The organism is Bradyrhizobium sp. BR 1432 (assembly GCF_051547705.1).
GTDB lineage: Bacteria > Pseudomonadota > Alphaproteobacteria > Rhizobiales > Xanthobacteraceae > Bradyrhizobium > Bradyrhizobium zhanjiangense.
Genome location: NZ_JBPUGF010000003.1, coordinates 2,183,755 through 2,201,963, shown reverse-complemented (window position 1 = coordinate 2,201,963; position 18,209 = coordinate 2,183,755). Strand labels below are relative to the sequence as shown.

Here is an 18,209-nt window from a genome sequence, read left to right as displayed (position 1 = left end):
TGACGGCGCCGCGACGGTCACTATTCCCGCCGGCCCGCGGCAAGGCAAGCTTTGCTTGCGCGTCCGACATGCGTAACATTCGCAACCATGGCTCGACTTTCGAACGGGCATCGCGACCGGGCGGGGCATGGGAAAGCTGATCGACGAGTTCCGCAAAGGCTGGCAGGGCGTGGCACCGCCATCGCTCGGTCTGAGCATCGCCTTCGCGGCCGCCTGCTTGCTGATTGCGACGGCGGCGCGCTGGGGTCTCGCGCAGGTCCGGCCCGACGTCTACTTCACCCCGTATTTCCCGGCCGTGTTCTTTGCCGCCGCGTTCGGCGGCTTCCGGATCGGCGTCGTGACGGCACTCGTCGGCGGCGTGCTCGGCGTCGTCGTCAATTTCAGCGATGCCTTTGCCGATCACGCGCGATTTGCCCTGCTGGCGCTTTACTGGGCCGTGAGCGCACTGACCATCTGGGGTGTCGAGCATTATCGCTCGCTGCTGATCGAGCAGCGCCGGATTTCCAAGCGCCTGATCGAGGAAGAAGACTATCGCAAGCTGCTGGTCGATGAGCTCCAACACCGGCTGAAAAACAAGCTGTCGACGGTGCACGCCGTGCTGCACCAGGTGCTGCACGACCAGCCGCAGGTCTGGGCCCGCATCGATCCGAGGCTGCGGTCGCTGGCCACGACCGACGATTTGATCTCGCGGATCGACAAGGCGGGCTGCGACATCCGCGATCTCCTGATCGCGGAGCTCGGGCCTTACGGCCACGTCCGCTTCACGCTCAATGGCGACCGGCTGTTCCTGCCGCCGAAGCTCGCGGTCACGCTGTCACTGATGTTTCACGAGCTCGCCACCAACGCGGGCAAATATGGCGCGTTCTCGGCGCCGCGCGGATTGTTGCAGGTGTCATGGACCGTCAGCGGCGATCGCCTGACCATCACTTGGGACGAGACCGAGGGACCAAGCATCGGCGAGGTGTCGGCGCCGGGCTTCGGCACCAAATTGCTGAAGTCGGCGCTAACCGCCTTCGACGGCAAGACCGAGCTCTCATTCTTGAAGACGGGCCTCCATTGCATCATGCAATGCCGTATCCCCAAGGGCGGCTGACGGACAGCAAAGTTCGGTCGATCGGTCACCTCTCCCTACGCCGGGCAATCGCATATGGCCTTTGGGGCGGCCTGAGCGCGCGCCTCGTCCTTCGAGACGACCGCGGAGCCTGTCATCGGGCCGCGCTTTGCGCGGACCCGGTGGCGGTCTCCTCAGGATGAGGCTAAGATTTGCTGCCGCACACTCCGCCCTCATCCTGAGGAGCCGCCTCAAGCGGGCGTCTCGAAGGATGGCCGCAGGGAAGTCGCTTTCAAATGCGATTGCCCTGTCTCCCTACGGGAGAGGTGTCGACTACGGCTTGCACCGTTTCAACCGAAACTCATCGCGCGATGAAGTTCGATACAAGCGAAAGAGAGCCGCGCGCTCCGCTCGCAGTTTGGCGGGGCTCATTGACCCTCTGTTAATGACGATCGACGTCACGCGTCGGATCGTCGCGAGTTTCGTCCAAAACACCCCCGTATTTCTTCGGACCCCTTAACCAAACTTAAGAGGGAACCGCGCTAGATCGCGCCCATTGCAAAAGCGCGCTGAAACAACAAGATTCATGACTTCTATGAACGACAACGAATATTTTGGCGCGAGCGAAGCCGAGCTCGGATTTCTCAAGGAAATCGTTAGAATGCTGCCGGCCGGCCTCACCGTGCAGGACGCGCACGGCGAGCTTTTGCTGGTTAACGATGCCGCGGCTTCCCAGCTCGGCATGGACGGCAGCCGTCCCTCGCCCGATCTCGCGCCGCGCCGCGAAGCCTGCCGACAGGCGCTGAGCGCCGGCCAGGCGGTCGTCACCGAGGAAGCCCTTCACAACGGCGCCGCGCGCCAGGTGCTGCTCACGACCCATCGTCCTGTCCGCCTCGCCGGACGCCAGCTCCTGATCTCGGCATCCTCCGACATCACCGAGCAGAAGAATTTCGAGGACCAGCTGTTCCGCTCGGCCTATTTCGACGAGCTGACCGGGCTGCCCTCGCGGCGCGTGATCGAGCATCGCACCAACGGCCTGCTCGCACGCGATCGCGGCGAGCGTTTCGCGCTGGCCTTTCTCGACGTCGACAATTTCAAGCATATCAACGACTATTACGGCCACGCCGTCGGCGATGCGCTGCTGGTCGAGCTGTCGAAGCGGCTCGGACGCGACTTGCGCGATTCCGACATGCTCTCGCGCATCTCCGGCGACGAATTCCTGCTGCTGCTGTCGCCGATCCAGAGCCAGGAGGAAGTCGCCGAATTCATGCAATCGACGCTGCAACGGCTGACCGCGCCGTTCTTCATCGACCATTCGGAAATCTTCGCCTCCACCTCCGTCGGCATCAGCCTCTATCCCGATCATGGCAGCAGCTTCGAGACCCTGCGCCAGAACGCCGATATCGCGATGTACCGCATCAAGAACGACGGCAAGGGGTCGGCAGCCTTCTTCGACTCCAGCATGGAGCGCGAGGCGCTGGCGCGGATGAAGGTCGAGCAGTCGCTGCGGCTCGCGATCCTGGAAAAGCGCTTCTGCTGCGCGTTCCAATCCAAGGTCGACATCAGAACGCAAGCGGTGAAGGGTATCGAGGCCCTGGTGCGCCTGCGCGACGACGAAGGCGTGATCCAGGCGCCCGGCTCGTTCATCAACCTCGCCAGCGAGCTCGGGCTGATCGACGAGCTGACCCACCTCGTGCTGGCCGAGATCGTCAAGTCGATCGACCTGATCAACGAGACATTCGGCGCGGAAGCGACCATCAGCATCAACGTCGCCGCCAAGCAGGCCGGCAACCCCGAATTCATGCGCAGCTTCGCGCAGGCGCTGGACGACACCGGTTTTCCGCAGCGTTTCATGATCGAGCTGACGGAAGACGCCTTCGTCGCCAAAAATCATTTCCAGGACGAGATCCTGCCGATGTTCCGCAAGCTTGGCGTCGGCATCTCGATCGACGATTTCGGTACCGGCTATTCCTCGCTCTCGGCGCTCGCCGACATCACCGCCGACGAGATCAAGATCGACCGCTCCTTCATCACCGACATCCATAAGCGTCCGCGCAGCCAGGGCATTCTGCGCGCGATCGAATCCTTGAGCGAAGCGCTCGGCATGACCGTGATTGCCGAGGGCCTCGAAATCCTACGAGGAGCTCGCCTATCTCCAGGCCGCAACCAAGATCCGCTACGCGCAGGGCTATTACTTCTCCCGGCCGATCTTCCTGGAGGAGCTGAAGTTCGCAACGACGGTGGCCAGCGAAGCGCGGGTCAACGTGGCCAGCCGCCCGATGCAGCAGAACCGCCAGGGCTATTCGCGAGCGAGCGGGTATCGGCGGTAGGGGTGCGACGGCAACACCCTCAATGTCGTCCTGGCGAAAGCCAGGACCCATTACCCCGGGAAGGGGTTGTGGCGCGAGCTGGTAACCACGAATCTTTGCCAAGCCACCTTTTGGGGTAATGGGTCCTGGATCTGCACTCCGCTTCGCTGCGCTTGTCCAGGACGACGCCGGGGATGGACGACCCGGCAAGCAACCCAATTCCCCCTTTGAAATTACTGGCCTTTTGGTAATGCACAGGCTGACTTCCCGCGAGGTACGTCATGTCCGCCGCCTCCTCCATCAGCGACCCCGCCTATCTTCGTGCGCGCGCGATGGAGACGCTGTTCGAGCGGCTGGAAAAGCTGTGCGAGGGCGCGATCGCGATCGACCGGGGCGGGCGGGTCGTCTACGTCAACGAAAAATATCTCACAGCGCTCGGCCTCAAGCGGACCTCTGAGGCGATCGGCCGTCCCATCGAGGAGGTCATTCCGAACAGCCTGATGCGGAAGGTGGTCGAGACCGGCGAGCCGATCCTGCTCGACATCATGGAGCTCGGCGGCGAGCAACTGGTCGTCACCCGCATGCCGATCGAGGACGAGAACGGCAAGGTGATCGGCGCGATCGGCTTCGTGCTCTATGACCACCTCGAGAGCCTGAAACCCCTGCTCGCCCGCGTCGCCCAGCTGGAGAGCGATCTGCGGTTGGCGCGGCGGCAATTGTCCAACGCCCGCGCGGCGCGCTTCACCTTCGCCGACTTCGTCGGCACGACACCGGCCATCGCACAGGCCAAGGAGCTCGCAAGCCGCGCCGCACGGCAGAGCGTCACGGTGCTGCTCACCGGCGAAACCGGAACGGGCAAGGAGATGCTGGCGCAGGCGATCCACAACGCCTCGTCGCGGGCGGAGAAGCCGTTCGTCAGCGTCAATGTCGCGGCGATTCCCGACACGCTGATCGAGTCGGAATTCTTCGGCACGGCGCCGGGCGCCTATACCGGCGCCGACCGCAGGGGGCGCGAGGGCAAATTCCGCATTGCCGACGGCGGCACGCTGTTCCTCGACGAGATCGGGGAGATGCCGCTGCAATTGCAGGCCAAGCTGCTGCGCGTGCTGCAGGAGCGCGAGATCGAGCCGCTCGGCTCGGACAAGATCTCCAGGGTCGACGTGCGCGTGGTCGCCGCGACCAATGTGGATCTGCGCAAGCGCGTCAGCGAGGGCACGTTCCGCCCCGATCTTTACTATCGCCTCAACGTGCTCTCGATCGACTTGCCGCCGCTGCGCCGGTGCCTGGATGATCTTCCCGATATCTGCGCCCGGCTGCTCGAGGACATCAGCGCATCCGGCGACTATGTCAGCGCCCGGATCACGCCGAGCGCGCTCGCCGCACTCGCGCGCTATGACTGGCCGGGCAACGTGCGCGAGCTGCGCAACATCCTGGAGCGAGCGCTGATCCTCAGCGATTCCGGGCGGCTGACGGGCGAGGATTTCGTTCGCATCCTTCCCGTCGGTGCCGAGGTCAGACTAGCTCCGCCCGAACGCCCGGCCGGAACGGTCGTGCCCTATGCCGAAGCCGAGGCCGAGTTCGAGAAGCACACGCTCGAACAGGCGCTCGCCGCCAGCAACGGCCAGATCTCCGAAGCCGCCAGGATGCTGCGGATCTCGCGCGCCACCTTCTACAAGAAGCTCGCCAAGTTCGGCCTCGCCGCGGGGCCGGCCTCCGTCTGAGTTTCGAGACACGGGACTGTCCGAAGTCTCGGATTCCGGACAGCGCAGCTCGCCGCTTTGTCCGGATGACTCCACTGAAATTGCTGGGGTTTCGCCCATTTGCACCAATTGACGCCATCTGGCGCGGACCTTGCTCTTCGCTCTTGCACAATGACGCGTGCTGCACACGCGCATTCGCAACCAGGGAGGACGCAAGATGAGTGAAGCGATCTCGGTCCATCAGCTTCAGGCCAAACAGCCCTCGCACGTCACCGTCGCCACCGCGAGCCTGATCGGCACGGCCATCGAGTGGTACGACTTCTTCCTCTACGGCACCGCCGCGGCGCTGATCTTCAACAAGCTGTTCTTTCCGACCTTCGACCCGATGATGGGAACGTTGCTGGCGTTCGCGACCTATGCGCTCGGCTTCATCGCGCGCCCGCTCGGCGGCGTCGTGTTCGGCCATTACGGCGACAAGATCGGCCGCAAGACCATGCTTTATCTAACGCTGTTGATAATGGGCGCCGCCACTGCGGCGATCGGCTTCCTGCCGACCTACGAGACCGCCGGCATCTGGGCTGCGATCCTGCTCGTCACCTGCCGCCTGATCCAGGGCTTTGGCTTAGGGGGCGAATGGGGCGGCGCGGTGCTGATGGCGGTCGAGCATGCGCCCGCCGACAAAAAGGGCTTCTACGGCAGCTGGCCACAACTCGGCGCACCGCTCGGCCTCGTGCTCGGCACGCTGGTGTTCTCGGTGGTGTCCTCGATGCTGACCGACGCGCAGCTCTATGCCTGGGGCTGGCGTATCCCGTTTCTGTTCTCGATCGCGCTGGTGCTGGTCGGCCTGTGGATCCGCTTCACCATCGCGGAATCGCCGGAGTTCCAGAAGGTCAAGGATACCAAGCAGGAAGTGAAAATGCCGATCGTCGACGCGATCCGGATGTATCCCAAGAACATCCTGCTGGCGATGGGCGCGCGCTTTGCCGAGAACGGCTTCTTCTACATCTACGCAACCTTCGTGCTCGCTTATGCCACGCAATCGCTCGGCATGAACAAGCAGGACATGCTCAACGGCGTCTTGATAGGCGCGGCGATCGAGACCTTCACCATTCCGACGTTCGGCGCGCTCTCCGACCGCGTCGGGCGGCGGCCGATCTACATCTTCGGCGCGGTGTTCTCGGCGCTGATGTCGTTCCCGCTGTTCATGCTGCTGGCGACCAAGAACCCGCAATATGCCTGGATCGCGATCGTGCTGGGCCTCGCCGTCGGGCACGCCGCGATGTATGGCCCGCAGGCGAGCTTCCTGTCGGAGCTGTTCGGCACCAAGGTGCGCTATAGCGGCGTCTCGCTCGGCTACAACCTCGCCTCGATCTTCGCCGGCGCGCTGTCGCCGCTGATCGCGACGGGATTGATGACGGCGTACGCGCCGGCGACCTGGCCGATTTCGCTCTACATGATCGCGCTGGCGCTCATCACTGTCGTGTCGGTCTACTTTGCCACCGAAACGCGCAAGATAGTTCAGGGCTGAGTGTCCCGATCAGGCCTTCCAGCGCGAGGAGCAGCCTGTTCCAGGGCTGCTTCTCGCGATAGGATCAGGCACCAACGGCATGCGGTCGAAACGATCGGGAGGAACGCCGTGAGCCAGCACCCAGCTCTGCCTTACCTGCGCAATTCCGAGAAGGGCAAGATCGTCACCGCAGCCGAGGCGGTCATGCTGATCCGCGACGGCGATACGGTGGCGACCGGGGGCTTCGTCGGCATCGGCTTTGCCGAGGAGATCGCGATCGCACTGGAGGAGCTCTATCTCTCCAACGAGGGCGATGCGCCCTATACGCAAGGCAAGCCGCGCAATCTGACGCTGGTCTATGCCGCCGGCCAGGGCGACGGCAAGCATCGCGGCCTCAATCATTTCGCGCATGAGGGCCTGGTCCGCCGCGTGATAGGCGGGCATTGGGGCCTTGCGCCGAAGCTGCAGCAGCTTGCGATCGCGGGCCAGATCGAGGCCTATAACCTGCCGCAGGGCGTCATCACCCATCTGTTCCGCGACATCGCGGCGCGGCGGCCCGGCCACATCACCCGCGTCGGCATGGGCACCTTCGTCGATCCCCGACACGGCGGCGGCAAGCTGAATGCGCGCACCACCGAGGACATGGTGGAGCTGATCACACTGCGCGGCGAGGAGTGCCTGCTCTACAGGACGTTTCCGATCAATGTCGGAATCATCCGCGCCACCACCGGCGATCCCGACGGCAACCTCACGATGGAGAAGGAGGCGCTGACGCTGGAGGCGCTGGCCATCGCCATGGCCGCGCATAATTCGGGCGGCATCGTCATTGCCCAGGTCGAGCGCGTCGCCGAGGCCGGCAGTCTCAATCCACGCCAAGTGAAGATTCCCGGCATTCTCGTTGACTGCGTCGTCGTGGCGAGGCCGGAGAACCATTGGCAGACCTTCGGCACGCCATACAATCCGGCCTTCTCGAGCGAGATCCGCGTCCGTGCCGCCTCGCTGCCGGTGATGCCGGTCAGCGAGCGCAAGATCATCGCCCGGCGCGCCGCGCTCGAATTGAAGGCCAACAGCGTCGTCAATCTCGGCATCGGCATGCCCGAAGGGATTGCCTCGGTCGCCAACGAGGAGCGGATCATCGATTTGATCACGCTGACGGCGGAGCCGGGCGTGATCGGCGGCATTCCGGCGAGCGGCATCGATTTCGGCGCGGCGATCAACACGCAGGCGGTGATCGACCAGCCCTATCAGTTCGACTTCTACGACGGCGGCGGCTTGGATGCCGCCTTCCTCGGCCTCGCCCAGGTCGATCGTGCCGGCAACCTCAATGTCAGCAAGTTCGGGCCGAAACTCGCGGGTGCCGGCGGCTTCATCAATATCAGCCAGAATGCCAAGGAGGTCATCTTCGTCGGCACCTTCGGTGCGGGCAAGCAGCGCATCGCGGTGAACGACGGCAAGCTCGTCATCCTTGACGAAGCCAAGTCGCGCAAGTTCGTCGATAGCGTCGAGCACGTCACCTTCAGCGGCCCGTTTGCCGCCGCGCGCAAGCAGCGCACGCTGTACGTCACCGAGCGCTGCGTGTTCGAGCTCAGGCCTGATGGCCTCGAGCTGACGGAAGTTGCGCCCGGCATCGACATCGAGCGCGACATCCTGCGCCTGATGGATTTCAAGCCGCTGATCCCGCGCGATCCTGCTCTGATGGACGGCCGCATCTTCCGCGAAGATCTCATGGACCTGCGCGAGCGCCTGCTCACCATCCCGCTCGACCAGCGCTTCACGCTGGACGAGCAGCAGAATTTGTTCTTCGTCAATCTGGAGCGCTACCCGCTGCGCAGCAAGGCCGAGATCGACACCATCGCCTCCATCGTCGAGGCGAGGCTCGCCCCGCTCGGGCGCCGCGTCTACGCCATCGTCAATTATGACAATTTTTCCATCCTGCCGGAGCTGATGGACGATTATTCGGCCATGGTCCGCAGCCTGGTCGATCGCTTCTATTCCGGCGTGTCGCGCTACACCACGTCGGGCTTCCTGCGCATCAAGCTCGGCGAAGCCCTGGAGAAGCGCGGCGTTGCGCCGCATATTTTCGAGAGCGCGGACGAAGCGCAGTCCGATCGGCGGCAGGTCGAAGGAGCCGGCGCAGCGCACGCCATGCAGCAGGCCCAAAAATGATGCATGCTCGTATGCGCCAAATCCGCTTCGCCGGAAGGTTCAATTGCAATGTTCGTAGTGTTGTGCAAATCGCTGTTGCCAGAAGCTTTAAATCAGGAGGGACCATCGTGCGTCGATCACTCATCATAACAACAACCATCCTCGCGCTCGCCGCGGGCGCGTCCGCACGGGCCGACGATCTCAAGATCGCGCTGATCTACGGCAAGACCGGTCCGCTCGAGGCCTATGCCAAGCAGACCGAGACCGGCCTGAAAATGGGCTTTGAATACGCCACCAAGGGCACCATGACGCTCGACGGCCGCAAGATCGTCGTCATCACCAAGGACGACCAGGGCAAGCCGGACCTGGCCAAGGCTGCGCTCTCGGAAGCCTATCAGGACGATAAGGCCGACATCGCGATCGGCACGACCTCGTCGGCCGCGGCGCTCGCCATTCTCCCCGTCGCCGAGGAGAACAAGAAGATCCTGATCGTCGAGCCCGCGGTCGCGGATCAGATTACCGGCGAGAAGTGGAATCGCTACATCTTCCGCACGGCGCGCAACTCCTCGCAGGACGCGATCTCCAACGCCGTCGCGATCGGCAAGCAGGGCGTCACCGTCGCGACGCTGGCGCAGGACTACGCCTTCGGCCGTGACGGCGTCGCCGCCTTCAAGGAGGCGCTCGCCAAGACCGGCGCGACGCTCGCCGCCGAGGAATATGCTCCGACCAACACAACGGACTTCACCGCCGTCGGCCAGCGCCTGTTCAACGCGCTGAAGGACAAGCCGGGCCGCAAGGTGATCTGGGTGATCTGGGCCGGCGCCGGCAATCCGCTGGCCAAGCTCCAGGACATGGATCCGAAGCGCTACGGCATCGAGCTGTCCACCGGTGGCAACATCCTGCCGGCGCTCGCCGCCTATAAGGGCCTGCCCGGCATGGAAGGCGCGACGTACTATTTCTATGCGATCCCGAAGAATCCGGTGAACGACTGGCTGGTCGCCGAGCACCAGAAGCGCTTCAACGCGCCGCCGGACTTCTTCACCGCGGGCGGCTTTGCCGCCGCGATGTCCGTCGTCGCCGCCGTCACCAAGGCGAAGTCGACCGACACCGAGAAGCTGATCACGGCGATGGAAGGCCTGGAGTTCGACACGCCGAAGGGCAAGATGGTGTTCCGCAAGGAGGACCATCAGGCGCTGCAGAGCATGTATCACTTCAAGGTCAAGGTCGACCCGAACGTCGCCTGGGCCGTGCTTGAGCCGGTGCGTGAGCTGAAGATCGAGGACATGGACGTGCCGGTTCGCAACAAGCGGTGAGTGCTTCACCTCTCCCAAAGGGAGAGGTCGCGCCGAAGGCACGGGTGAGGGGTCCGCTCTCTCGTGGGACCTGAGCCCCTCACCCGATTTGCTGCGCAAATCGACCTCTCCCCTCCGGGGAGAGGTGTACCGATGGACCAACGCGGTTTGCTAGAATGGCCCTGACCCTCGAAACCCGCGACCTCACCATCCGCTTTGGCGGCCATGTCGCGGTCAACAACGTCACCTGCACGTTCCGCCCGGGCGAGCTCACGGCCATCGTCGGGCCGAACGGCGCCGGCAAGACCACCTATTTCAATCTGATCTCGGGTCAGTTGCGTGCATCCAGCGGCAGCATCCTGTTCGACGGCACCGACATCACGGGGCAGTCCGCGCCGATGCGCACCCGCGCAGGCCTCGGGCGCGCGTTCCAGCTCACGAATCTTTTCCCGAACCTCACCGTGGAGGAGAACGTCCGCCTCGCGGTGCAGGCGGCGAACGGCACCCATTACGACATGCTGCGGCCCTGGATGGTCCGCCGCGACCTGATTGCCCGCGCAGACAACATCCTCGACCAGGTCGCGCTCGGCAGTCGGCGCGGCGTCGCCGCGACCGCGCTGTCGCATGGCGACCAGCGCAAGCTCGAAGTCGCGCTGATGATCGCGCTGGAACCTGATGTCTTCATGTTCGACGAGCCGACCGCCGGCATGAGCATCGACGAGGTGCCTGTGGTCCTCAACCTGATCGCGCAGCTCAAGCAGGACCGGAGCAAGATCATCCTGCTCGTCGAGCACAAGATGGACGTGGTGCGCTCGCTCGCCGACCGCATCATCGTGCTGCATAACGGCCAGCTGGTTGCGGACGGCCCGCCTGCCGAAGTGATCGCCTCGCCAATCGTGCAGGAGGCCTATCTCGGCGTAGCGCCCAAGACCGCTGCAGGGAGTGCGGCATGACCGACCTTTTAAAGCTCTCCGGCGTGCACACCCATATCGGCCGCTATCACATCCTCCAGGGCATCGATCTCGCAGTTCCGCAGGGGCAGACCACGATGCTGCTCGGCCGCAACGGCGCCGGCAAGACCACGACGCTGCGCACCATCATGGGCCTCTGGCAGGCCTCGCACGGCGAGATCAGCCTCGCCGGCGAGCGCATCGAGAGTCGCGCCACGCCGGACATCGCGCGGCTCGGCGTCGGCTACGTGCCGGAGAGCATGGCGGTGTTCTCCGACCTCACGGTGAAGGAGAATTTGGTGCTGGCGGCGCGCGACGGGCCGCTGGACGATGCCCAGCTCGACTGGATTTTTGGCTTCTTCCCGGCGCTGCGCCGATTCTGGCTGTCGCGGGCGGGAAGCCTCTCGGGCGGGCAGAAGCAGATGTTGTCCATCGCGCGCGCCATCATCGAGCCGCGCAAGCTGCTTTTGATCGACGAGCCGACCAAGGGCCTCGCGCCCGCCATCGTGATGGCGCTGATCGAGTGTCTGAAGGAGATCAAGCGCAAGGGCGCGACCATCCTTCTGGTCGAGCAGAATTTCTTTGCCGCCCGCGAGCTCGGCGACAACGTGCTGGTGATGGACAACGGCACCATCGTCCATCGCGGCGAGATGGCGGCGCTGGCGGCCGACGTGCCGCTGCAAGAGCGACTGCTCGGCCTGAGCCTGGAGGCGCATCAGTGACTGAACTCGCCGCAAATGATCCGCTGCCGAAGCCGAAGCGCGACATCGCGCCGATCCTGCTGCCGGTCGCGCTCGCGCTTCTCATGATCCCGCTGATCGGCTCGACCAGTTCGTGGCTGACGCTGACCGCCGCGAGCCTCGCCATGGGCATGATGATCTTCATCATGGCCTCCGGTCTGACCCTGGTGTTCGGCCTGATGGACGTGCTCGATTTCGGCCACGGCGCCTTCATCGCGGTCGGCGCCTATGTCGCGACCCTGGTGCTGGCGCCGTTTGCGGCCTCGATCCAGGCCGATTCGCTGTGGGTGAACCTGGCGGTGCTGGCGCCGGCAGCGCTGCTGTCGATGGCGGTATCAGGCGCGCTCGGCCTGATCGTCGAGCGCGTGCTGATCCTGCCCGTTTACGGCCAGCATCTGAAGCAGATCCTGATGACGACGGGCGGCCTGATCGTCGCCGAGCAGACGCTCTATGCGCTGTGGGGACCGCAGATCATCCCGATGCCTCTGCCGACTTCGCTGCGCGGGTCCTTCATCCTCGGCGACGTCGCGATCGCCAAGTACCGCGTGCTGGCGATGCTGATCGGCCTCGCCGTCTTCATCGCGATCCAACTCGTGCTCAACCGCACCAAGCTTGGCCTCCTGATCCGCGCCGGCGTCGAGAACCGTGAGATGGTCGAGGCGCTCGGCTATCGCATCCGCCGGCTATTCCTCGGCGTGTTCATGACGGGATCGGCACTCGCGGGCCTCGGCGGCGTGATGTGGGCGCTCTATCGCGAGCAGGTTCACGCCTCCATGAGCGACGACCTCACCGTGCTGATCTTCATCGTCGTCATCATCGGCGGGCTCGGGTCGATCGGCGGCTGCTTCATCGGCGCCGTCCTCGTGGCCATGGTTGCCAATTACGGCGGCTTCCTGGTGCCGAAACTCGCCCTCGTCTCCAACATCCTGCTGATGGTCGCCATTCTGATGTGGCGGCCGCGCGGCCTCTATGCGGTGACCAGCCGATGATGATCCTCTCCGGCGACCCGCCGCGCAGCCGTGTCCTCACGCTTGTTCTCGTCCTCATCATCCTGGCGCTGGCGGCGACGCCGTTCCTGTTCCCGGGCGCCAAGGCGCTGAACGTCGCGGCCAAGATCTGCGTCTTCGCCGCCCTGGTCGCGTCCTACGACCTGCTGCTCGGCTATACCGGCTCGGTGTCGTTCGCCCACACCATGTTTTACGGCATCGGCAGCTACGCGATCGCGATCGCGCTGTACGGGATGGGCCCGAACTGGGCCGCGGTCGCAACCGGCATCGTCATCGGCCTGCCGCTCGCGGCTCTGCTCGCGCTCGCGATCGGGCTGTTCTCGCTGCGCGTCGCCGCGATCTTCTTTGCCATGATCACGCTCGCGGTCGCTTCCGCCTTCCAGGTGCTGGCCTCGCAGCTCTCCTGGCTGACCGGCGGCGAGGATGGGCGCAGTTTCCAGCTGCCCGAGCTGCTGCGGCCCGGCACGGTGCTGGTCTCCAAAAGCCTGTTCGGCTTCGAGATCAACGGCCGCATCCTCACCTTCTACCTGGTGTTCGCCATCTCCGCCCTGATGATCCTGGCTCTGCTGCGGGTGGTGAACTCGCCGTTCGGACGCGTGCTCCAGGCGATCCGCGAGAATCGTTTCCGCGCCGAGGCGCTCGGCTTCCGCACCGTCTTCCATTTGACCTACGCCAACTGCCTTGCGGCGCTGGTCGCCGCGAGCGCCGGCATCCTGAATGCGCTGTGGCTGCGTTATGCCGGGCCCGATACCTCGCTCAGCTTCTCGATCATGCTGGATATCCTGCTGATGGTCGTGATCGGCGGCATGGGCACGATCTACGGCGCGATCATCGGCGCCACCATCTTCATCCTCGCCCAGAACTATCTGCAGTCGCTGATGGGCGTCGCGTCCACGGCGGCGTCGGAAGCCGGCCTGCCGCTGCTGCCGGGCCTGTTGCATCCCGACCGCTGGCTGCTGTGGCTCGGGCTGCTGTTCATCGCCAGCGTTTACTTCTTCCCGACCGGCGTGGTCGGACGGCTGCGCAAGGCCGGCGGCGGCAAGAGCGCCGGCGCCTCGCATTAAGCGAAGATTAATGATGCAGCGCGCCGGTTCGCTGCATGTGGATGCGATCTCGCAATGGGATTAATGCCCAGGTAACTGGCTTTCCTGAAGGTTTAGGCCATTTGTGTGGTGTATTCCTGCCCTTCCAGGGAGGGGGAATGCGCCACGTCTTGTCAGGGATCGCAGCCGGAATGTCCCTAGCCGCGAAGAACGGCTGGGAGGCAGCGATTCGGCGCGGGCCGGTGCTGTGGCTGACCCTGTGCGGCGTGTTGCTGGTCGCGGGCATTTTCACCGTGACGGCCATGGCCATCGGCGAATTCCGTGAGCGGACCCTCGCCAACCGCGAGCGCGAGCTGGAAAACACGGTGCAGCTGATCGCGCGGCACTTTGATCAGCAATTTGAAGATTCCGACGTCGTCGCCGCCGATGTGATCGGGCAGATGAACCTGCCGGAGATCACTTCGCCCGCGATGTTTCGCGAGCGCATGTCCGGGCTCGCGATCAACCAGATGCTGCGCAGCAAGATCAGCTCCGTCTCTTATCTCGGCGACATCGCGATCTACGACGCCGACGGCGAGCTGATCAACTGGTCGCGGGCCCAGCCGCTGCCGAAGATCAACATCTCCTCGCGCGCTTACTTCCAGACGTTCAAATCGGATCCGATGGCCGAGCCGGTCATCCTGGAATCCGTCCGCAGTTTCATCATCGACAAATGGACCACGATCGTCGCGCGCCGGCTGAACGGCGCCGACGGAGGATTCCTCGGCGCGATGGTCCGGCGGATCGATCCGGACAGCTACCAGCAATATTTCGCGTCCGTCGCGCTTGCCGAGGGCACGGCGATCTCGCTGTTCGATCGCGAAGGCAAGATGCTGGCGCGCTATCCGCATCTCGAAGAGATGATCGGACGAAGCTTCAAGAATGCGCCGCTGATGCAGAAGGTGCTGACTAAGGGCGGGCAGCACACGCTCCGCGTCCGGAGTCCGCTCGACGGCGAGGAGCGGCTCGGCTCGGCCGCGTCCCTGAATCATTTTCCCCTGGTTATCATCGCGACCAATACCATGTCGGCTGCGCTCGCGGACTGGAGGCAGCAGACCGGCTTCCTGGTCGCTACGGCTGGCGTCTCGGCAGCCGTGATCGCGCTGATCCTCTATCTGATCATCCGACAGATCAACCGGCAGAATCGCGAGGCCCAGGAGCGAATCGAGGCGGAGCGGCGGCGGCTCGATACCGCCCTCAACAACATGTCGCAGGGGCTGATCCTGTACGATGCCGCCGGATACATCGTCATTTGCAACCGCCGCTACGCTGACATGTTCGGTCTCTCCCACGATGTCATCAAGCCCGGCTGTCACATCAACGAGGCGATGTACCATCGCAAGGAGCGTGGCGCGTTCGACGGCAATGTCGAGGAATTTTGCGCCGACGTCATGCGGATCGTCGCCGAAGGCACGGTCTCCACGAGAACTCATCAGCTGGCCAATGGCCGCGCCTTCCACGTCATCAACACCCCGCTCGCGCAGGGCGGCTGGGTCGCCACGATCGAAGACATCACCGAGCGCCGTAACCTGGAGCAGGAGCGCGACCGCAACCACACTTTCCTGCGCGAGATCATCGACCACATCCCCTCGCAGATCACGGTGAAGGACGCGCGCACGCGGCAGTATCTGCTGATCAACGGCGTCGCCGAGCAGCAATTCGGCCAGTCACGCGAGGACGTCGTCGGCAAGACCGCCTTCGACATCTTCCCGACGCCGTCAGCGACGGTGGTAACCGAGGACGACAACAAGGCACTGCAATCTCTCAAGGGGCTCTTCAAGGACGAGCATCCCTGGCAGACCCAGGCCATGGGTCTGCGCTACATCACCTCGACCCGGATCGGCCTCCGCGACAAGGCCGGCGAGCCGCGCTATCTCATCCACGTCGTCGATGACGTCACCGAGCGGCGGCGCGCCCACGAGAAGATCGCGCATATGGCGCACTACGATGCGCTGACCGACCTGCCGAACCGCACCCTGTTCCGCGAGCAGATCGAACGCGAGCTGGCGAAGGTCGCCAGCGGCGGGCAGTTCGCGCTGCTTTACATCGACGTCGACGAATTCAAGGGCATCAACGATTCGCTCGGCCACCATGTCGGCGACGAGCTGTTGAAGGCGATCGCGGCCCGTCTGCGCGGCTGCCTCAATCAGGGCGACCTGATCGCGCGGCTCGGCGGCGACGAATTCGCGGTCATCCAGACCGGGATCCAGTCCTCGGCCGACGTGGTGTCGTTCGTGACGCGGATCTACGAAGCGATCCGGCAGCCCTATCACTGTCTCGGCCATCAGCTCTCCACCGACGCGAGCGTCGGGATCGCGCTGGCGCCGCAGGACGGCTCCGATCTCGATCAGCTCATCAAGAATGCCGACCTCGCGATGTACGGCGCCAAGGCCGAAGGGCGCCGCACCCACCGCTTCTTCGAGCCGGCGATGGACGCCTGCGCCAAGGCGCGCCTGGCCATGGAGCAGGATCTGCGCCAGGCCCTGGTCAACGGCGGCTTCGAGATTCACTACCAACCGCTGGTCGATCTGCGCTCGGGCGAGGTCTCCGGCTGCGAGGCGCTGCTGCGCTGGCGCCATCCCGAGCGCGGCATGGTGTCGCCGGCGGAGTTCATTCCGGTCGCCGAAGACACCGGCCTGATCAACGAGCTCGGCGACTGGGTGCTGCGCATGGCCTGCAACGAGGCCGCGACCTGGCCTGCGCATGTCCGCGTTGCGGTCAACGTCTCGCCGGTGCAGCTCAAATGCGACACGCTGGCCTTGCGGATCGCCGGCGCGCTCGCCGCCTCCGGGCTCGACCCGCGCCGGCTCGAGCTTGAGATCACCGAGGCCGTGCTGATCCGCGACGACGAGGCGGCGCTCTCGATCCTGCACCAGCTCCGCGCCATCGGCGTGCGCATCGCGCTCGACGATTTCGGCACCGGCTACTCCTCGCTCAGCTGATCCGAAGCGCTTCCCGTTCGACAAGATCAAGATCGATCGCTGCTTCGTCGCCGACATCGCGGAGACGAACGGCGCGCCTGTCATCGTGCAGGCCGTGGTCAACATCGCCGCCGCCAGCAGCATGACCACGGTCGCCGAGGGCGTCGAGACCGAGGCCCAGCGCGAGATGCTGCGCAACCTCGGCTGCACGGAGATGCAGGGTTATCTGTTCAGCGCGCCGAAGCCGGCCGCGGACATGCGAAAGCTGTTCGGCGGCGATGGCTTGCCCGGAATCTTGCCGGTGGCGGCGGTGGCCTGATGGCGAAGCCAGGCAAGCCTCCGGCCAAGACCGTCGATGTCGCCGATTCCTACGCCGTGCGGCTGATGCAGCATCTGGTGGTGCCGACCTTCGTGATCGACCCGAAGCGCCGCGTCGTGATCTGGAACAAAGCCTGCGAGCGGCTGACCGGCGTGACCGCCTCGGAGGTGATCGGCACCAATAAGCACTGGCGGGCCTTCTACGAGACCAAGCGCCCCTGCCTCGCCGACCTCGTCGCACTGGACCGCCCAGAGCAGCTTCCGGAGTACTATTCGGAATATGCCGCGCGCGGCCATAACGGCCTCGGCTTCAGCGCCGAGAACTGGTGCGTGATGCCGAAGCTCGGCAGCCAGCTCTATCTCGCCATCGACGCCGGCCCGATCCACGACGAGGCCGGCCAGCTGATCGCCGTGGTGGAGACGCTGCGCGACCTCACCGACCAGAAGCGCGCCGAGATGGCGCTGAAGGAGCTCGCCACCAAGGACGGGCTGACCGGCCTGTCGAACCGCCGCGCCTTCGACCAGATGCTGATGAGCGAATGGGCGCGCGCCCAGCGCACGCAGAAGCCGGTGGCGCTGCTGTTCGTCGACGTCGACCATTTCAAGCTCTTCAACGACCGGCACGGCCACCAGAGCGGCGACGAATGCCTGCGCGCGGTCGCCGCTGCCGTCAGCCGGCACGCAATGCGCCCGCTCGACCTCGCCAGCCGCTATGGTGGCGAGGAGTTCGCGCTGATCCTGCCGGACATGGATTGCGATACCGCCTGCGTCGTCGCTGAGGAGATCCGCTGCGCCGTCATGGCCTTGCAGATCGCCCACGGTGCCATCGGCGCCGGCGACCACGTCACCCTCAGCGTCGGCGTCGCAAGCCACATTCCCAGTGGCGCCGATGGCGGTCCCGACCGGCTGCTCGGCGCGGCCGACGAGGCGCTCTATGTGGCCAAACGGCTCGGCCGCAACCGCATCATCTGCGCCGAACGGGTGCTGGCCGAGTTCGCCGCCCTCGGCCGGGAGGCCGCAGCGGTTCCGGCCCCTGTCCGGCGCAAATCGGCCTAGAGCCATTTCCGTTTCGATGGAATCGGAACGGGGCTCTAGATGCTTGTTTTGACGCGTTTTCTTTACCCGAACCGGATCCACTTCGCTCGAAAGCGCTTCGAGCGCGAGCCGGTGAGAACCGGTTGCCCGCC

Annotated in this window: 10 protein-coding genes and 2 pseudogenes; all 12 read left to right on the top strand. The window is 64.7% G+C overall.

Annotated features, from left to right (window positions below):
* Positions 1-127 precede the first annotated feature (127 nt).
* Positions 128-1,093, top strand: coding sequence for a sensor histidine kinase (locus ACSKB8_RS10490; protein WP_438103932.1), 966 nt, complete (start codon positions 128-130; stop codon positions 1,091-1,093).
* Positions 1,094-1,646: 553 nt separating this feature from the next.
* Positions 1,647-3,381 (top strand): annotated as a pseudogene (locus tag ACSKB8_RS10485) (putative bifunctional diguanylate cyclase/phosphodiesterase).
* A 260-nt stretch (positions 3,382-3,641) separates the two neighbouring features.
* On the top strand, positions 3,642-5,081 hold the full coding sequence (locus ACSKB8_RS10480; protein WP_438103930.1) for a sigma-54 interaction domain-containing protein: 1,440 nt from the start codon (positions 3,642-3,644) through the stop codon (positions 5,079-5,081).
* 196 nt (positions 5,082-5,277) lie between these two features.
* On the top strand, positions 5,278-6,588 hold the full coding sequence (locus ACSKB8_RS10475; RefSeq protein ID WP_438103928.1) for an MFS transporter: 1,311 nt from the start codon (positions 5,278-5,280) through the stop codon (positions 6,586-6,588).
* A gap of 108 nt (positions 6,589-6,696) precedes the next feature.
* A complete protein-coding gene (locus ACSKB8_RS10470; RefSeq protein ID WP_438103926.1) occupies positions 6,697-8,733 on the top strand; it encodes an acyl CoA:acetate/3-ketoacid CoA transferase in 2,037 nt (678 codons plus the stop codon).
* A gap of 107 nt (positions 8,734-8,840) precedes the next feature.
* A complete protein-coding gene (locus tag ACSKB8_RS10465; RefSeq protein ID WP_438103924.1) occupies positions 8,841-10,025 on the top strand; it encodes a substrate-binding domain-containing protein in 1,185 nt (394 codons plus the stop codon).
* Between the two features lie 155 nt (positions 10,026-10,180).
* The gene (locus ACSKB8_RS10460) at positions 10,181-10,957 is read left to right on the top strand and encodes an ABC transporter ATP-binding protein (RefSeq protein WP_438103922.1); all 777 of its coding nucleotides are present in this window, start codon (positions 10,181-10,183) and stop codon (positions 10,955-10,957) included.
* A complete protein-coding gene (locus tag ACSKB8_RS10455) occupies positions 10,954-11,676 on the top strand; it encodes a branched-chain amino acid ABC transporter ATP-binding protein (protein ID WP_438103920.1) in 723 nt (240 codons plus the stop codon). The genes ACSKB8_RS10460 and ACSKB8_RS10455 overlap by 4 nt, the downstream gene beginning before the upstream one ends.
* Positions 11,673-12,683 (top strand): branched-chain amino acid ABC transporter permease, encoded by a 1,011-nt coding sequence (locus tag ACSKB8_RS10450; RefSeq protein ID WP_438103919.1) that lies wholly within the window; start codon positions 11,673-11,675, stop codon positions 12,681-12,683. Before ACSKB8_RS10455 ends, ACSKB8_RS10450 begins: the two co-directional genes overlap by 4 nt.
* On the top strand, positions 12,680-13,765 hold the full coding sequence (locus ACSKB8_RS10445) for a branched-chain amino acid ABC transporter permease (protein ID WP_438103917.1): 1,086 nt from the start codon (positions 12,680-12,682) through the stop codon (positions 13,763-13,765). Before ACSKB8_RS10450 ends, ACSKB8_RS10445 begins: the two co-directional genes overlap by 4 nt.
* A 170-nt stretch (positions 13,766-13,935) precedes the next feature.
* Positions 13,936-17,023, top strand: a pseudogene (locus ACSKB8_RS10440) (bifunctional diguanylate cyclase/phosphodiesterase).
* Positions 17,023-18,078 carry a sensor domain-containing diguanylate cyclase gene (locus tag ACSKB8_RS10435; RefSeq protein ID WP_438103915.1) on the top strand — a complete coding sequence of 352 codons (1,056 nt, stop codon included), beginning with the start codon at positions 17,023-17,025 and terminating at the stop codon, positions 18,076-18,078. Before ACSKB8_RS10440 ends, ACSKB8_RS10435 begins: the two are co-directional and overlap by 1 nt.
* The last annotated feature ends 131 nt before the right edge of the window (positions 18,079-18,209 follow it).